Raw genomic sequence first — 2,508 nt, 5'->3', positions numbered from 1 at the left:
GAGGGCCTCACGAGCGCCGAGGTGCTGCGCAACCGCGCCGAGTACGGCGACAACGTCAGCGTGCAGGTGCACCGCGAGTGGCTGGTGCGACGGTTCCTCCGCCAGTTCAAGGACTGGATCGTCGTGCTGCTGCTCATCTGCGCCGCGATCACGGCGTATCTCGGCGATGTGCTCACCTCCCTCGTGCTTCTGCTGCTGGTCCTGATCAACACCTCGATCGGGTTCTTCCAGGAGTACCGCTCCGGCAAGACGATGGACGCGCTGCAGCATCTGTCGCTCTCGCTGAGCCAGGTCACCCGCGACGGCCGGCTCACCGAGCTTCCCTCGACAGAGCTCGTCGTGGGTGACGTGGTGCGCTTGACCGAGGGCGCGTCGGTGCCTGCCGACATCAGGCTCATCGAGGCGAGCGCCTTCTCCACGAACGAGTTCGCCCTCACCGGCGAGAGCGACCCGACGCGCAAGTACACGCACGCGATCCTGACCGAGGTGATGGTCGCGGAGCGCCACAACACCGCCCACGCCGGTACGACAGTGGCCACGGGTGAGGCGGTCGGAGTGGTCGTTGCCACCGGCATCCATTCCGAACTCGGCCGTATCGCCCAGCTGGCCCAATCGGCGCCGCAGAGCCCGAGCCCTCTGCAGCGCGAAACACAGCGTCTCGGCAAGGTCGTCACCTATGCCGCGGTCGGCCTGGCGCTGGTGCTGCTCGTCGTCGCGGTGTGGGCGAAGCTGCCGTTCCGCGAGGCGGTGCTGTTCGCGGTGGGCTTCGCCAGCGCCGTCATCCCCCAGGGGCTGCCCGCCGAGGTGAACACCGCCCTGGCCGATGCCGCGGCCGCACTCGCGAAGCGCAAGGCGCTCGTCAAACGCCTGAGCGCGGTGGAGACGCTCGGGTCGACGCGGGTGATCTGCACCGACAAGACCGGCACGCTGACCAAGAACGAGATGACGGTGACCGAACTCGTGGTCGCCGGCACCGAGTATGTCGTGCACGGCATCGGCTACGAACCGGTCGGCGCCATTGAGGCGCTGACGCCGTCCGCGGGCACCGGCCCGGTCGAGCACGACCGGCTGGTGCAGTTCCTGCGTGCGGGAACCTTGGTGAGCAATGCGCGACTGCTCGCTCCGGACGACGGACACGCCGGGTGGCACGTCCTGGGAGATCCCACGGAGGGGGCGCTGCTGGTTGCGGCCGCGAAAGCAGGAGTCGATCTCGTGACGTCACGGGCGGCCGAAAGCAAAGTGCGTGAGTTCCCGTTCGACTCGGCGCGCAAGCTGATGACCACCATCCGCGAGCGACCGGACGGCGCGCTGACCGCATATGTGAAAGGTGCGCCCGAGTCCGTCGTCGCGGCGGCGAGCCGGATTGCCGACGGCGGCACCGTGCGGCCGATCACGGATGCCGATCGCGAGGCGTTCCTCGTCGCCCACATCGCGAAGTCCGACCGCGGACTTCGCAATCTCGCCTACGCCGTGCGGTCGGCGACGGCCGAGGATGCCGACACGATCGACCCGGCATCCGTCGAGAAGGACCTCACTCTGCTCGGACTGGTCTCGATGGTCGACCCGATCCGCGAGGACGTGCCCGAGGCGATGCGCCGGGCACTGGATGCCCGCATCAAGGTGAACATCGTCACGGGGGACTTCTCGCGTACGGCTGAGGCGATCGCCCATCAGGCGGGACTCGATCGCAACGGCGAGATGACCATCGTCACCGGCGACGAACTGCCAGGGATGAGCGACCAGGCGGTGCTCGAGCGGGCGATCGCAGGGGGCACGATCTTCAGCCGCGTCGATCCCGAGGATAAGACGCGCATCGTCGACCTCGTGAAGCGGTCGGGCAACGTCGTCGCGGTCACCGGCGACGGCATCAACGACGCCCCGGCTCTTCGGCACGCGAACATCGGCGTCGCAATGGGGGTTTCGGGCACGGATGTCGCGAAAGAGGCGTCCGAGATCGTCCTGCTCGACGACAGCTTCTCCACTCTTGTGCGGGCGGTCGAGCAGGGCCGGGTGATCTACGCCAACATCGCGAAAGGCGTGCTCGGCTGCCTGACATCCAATGCCGCCGAACTGGTCGTCAATATCGTGAGTCTCATCCTCGCAACGGTCGCCGGCCTGCCGCTGGCGATCAACGTCCTGCAGATCCTGGCGATCGACCTTCTCGGCGAGCTGCTGCCGATCGCCGCGCTCGGCCGCGATCCCGAGGAGGGCCGGGTGATGAAGCAGGCCCCACGCGATCCGAAGGTGCACATCGTCAACCCGCGCAGCATCGGCGACGTGATGTACGCCGGGTCGATCATGGGTGTGCTGGCGATCGCCAACTTCCTTCTCTTCTTCGGCCGATCTGGATCGAATCCGTTCGACGGGCCGGTGGATGCCGCGATCATCGCTCAGGCGACGACGATGACGTACGTTACGGTGCTGGTCTGTCAGCTGTTGAACATCACGCAGCGCCGCAGCGCGGGCGGGCTGTTCAGCCGCTACACACTCTCGAACCCGACCTACTGG

The 2,508-nt window shown here is 67.3% G+C and carries 1 protein-coding gene; it reads left to right on the top strand.

Translation table 11 applies throughout. The features are described from left to right. Nucleotides 1–2,508, top strand: a 2,508-nt coding sequence (locus tag QZV84_RS03810; RefSeq protein WP_292825544.1) for a cation-transporting P-type ATPase, incomplete at both ends; no start/stop codon positions are given.

The sequence above is a fragment of the Microbacterium sp. genome, from assembly GCF_011620715.1.
Lineage (GTDB): Bacteria > Actinomycetota > Actinomycetes > Actinomycetales > Microbacteriaceae > Microbacterium.
This window is presented reverse-complemented; position numbering and strand designations above follow the sequence as displayed.